Below are 1,573 nucleotides of genomic sequence, written 5' to 3'. Positions count from 1 at the left end.
GGTATAGATTCAAAGACAAAAGTATCTTCTCTTTTCCTGAAGATGATATTTTTAATTTAAATCATAGAAAAAATCGTGTGTTAGCTGTTTATAAGCATGAAAACACACGATTTTTAGGAAAATGTTCAATTATTGCTATGTTTCTTAAGTATCGAATCGTTGTCTGAGATCATCCATCATTGTATTGAGTTCTGTCCTCCAATCTTGAAGTTGAGTATCTATGTTAAGAGATAATGGGGTTTCTGTAGACCGATAATTTCCGCGTCGGCTTCTGTAACCACCTATAATATTCGTCAATTCCTCAATGCTGAGATCATTGAAAATCTGTTCCCTACCCAGAGGATATATATCAGAGACGGTTATCGGCATAATTGGCTCTCCTTTCCCAATCTAAGCTGGGATAAAATAAAGCTATAAATTTAACATTCCCTCTCTTGTATTTTCGTTTTTTATAGGCTAAATTCAAGTTCTTATATCTGATTTAATGGACAGAATTACCAACTTTTTGTCTATCAAAACAAAAAAGCAAAAGAAGTTTCATAAAAGTAACTTCTCTTGCCTTAGATGAATTAAAAACTATCAACCTCTATCAAAAGGTGGAAGTTTCTTTCTGTTCCCTCCCCTTTGCATCGGGGTAAGTAATTGGACAAAAATATTTACAGTCATTGCGAGGGAAGGGAAGCAATCACAACCCTGGCGATTGCTTCATTTCACTTCGTTCCATATGGCTAACGCCATGCAACGCTTACGCAATAACATTGTGTAATTAATTCTGTCCCAATACTTATAACGACAATTTTCAACGCCAACCTACTTAGTAATTAACCAACAAATGCTAAACGGGGTGCGATCGCAGCAGGACGTTCTACACCTTTGATGTAAGCAAGAACTGTATCGGCATCAGATACTTCAAAGGGGTCATCACCAGCGTTGTCTTGAAAACCAGGTTCAATGAACATTTTTTCAATTTCGCAGTTATTAACAACCATTGCATAACGCCAAGAACGCATACCAAAACCGATGTTAGATTTATCAACTAACATTCCCATTTTGCGGCTAAATTCTCCATTACCATCTGGTAACAAGAAGACATTTTTAGCGCCTTGTTGTTTGCCCCATTGGAACATTACAAATGCGTCATTAACTGACAAACAAATGATTTGATCAACACCTTGCGCTTTGAATTCCTCAAATAGTTCTTCATAGCGAGGCAAATGTGTAGAAGAACAGGTAGGAGTGAAAGCACCAGGGAGAGCGAATAATACTACTTTCTTACCGGCAAAAATTTCTTGTGTGGTTAAATCTTTCCAAGTGTAAGGATTGGGTCCACCTATAGATTCATCCCGTACACGAGTCTTGAATACTACATTTGGAACGTGAGTAATAACAGTCATAAATACCTCTTTCTTAGATGGAAGATTTTAACTCGTGCTGCTGCTTTTGCTTAGTGCATTAGTAGCTTATCTTGTAAATCAGAATAATTCTGATTTAGGAATTAGTCAATAGTTATAAATACTTATTTTATAATGTATTTTTTAAAAAAGTTTAGTTCTTAAAAAGGAAAAGTTATAAT

Annotated in this window: 2 protein-coding genes; both read right to left on the bottom strand. The window is 35.6% G+C overall.

From position 1 onward, the window contains the following. Nucleotides 1–144: 144 nt before the first annotated feature. Entirely contained in the window at nt 145–369 is a 225-nt protein-coding gene (locus IQ228_RS25935; protein ID WP_027402986.1) for a hypothetical protein, read from the bottom strand. A gap of 452 nt (nt 370–821) precedes the next feature. Beyond that, on the bottom strand, nt 822–1,394 hold the full coding sequence (locus IQ228_RS25930) for a peroxiredoxin (RefSeq protein WP_027402987.1): 573 nt from the start codon (nt 1,392–1,394) through the stop codon (nt 822–824). Between the last annotated feature and the right edge of the window lie 179 nt (nt 1,395–1,573).

This window comes from Dolichospermum sp. LEGE 00246, from assembly GCF_015207865.1.
GTDB classification, from domain to species: domain Bacteria; phylum Cyanobacteriota; class Cyanobacteriia; order Cyanobacteriales; family Nostocaceae; genus Dolichospermum; species Dolichospermum heterosporum.
The sequence above is the reverse complement of the archived record's forward strand: the minus strand, read 5'-3'. Positions and strand labels throughout refer to the sequence as shown.

Excerpts from the sequence above, each read along its gene's own strand:
- IQ228_RS25935 (WP_027402986.1), bottom strand. The coding sequence starts at position 369 with ATGCCGATAACCGTCTCTGATATATATCCTCTGGGTAGGGAACAGATT.
- IQ228_RS25930 (WP_027402987.1), bottom strand. The coding sequence starts at position 1,394 with ATGACTGTTATTACTCACGTTCCAAATGTAGTATTCAAGACTCGTGTA.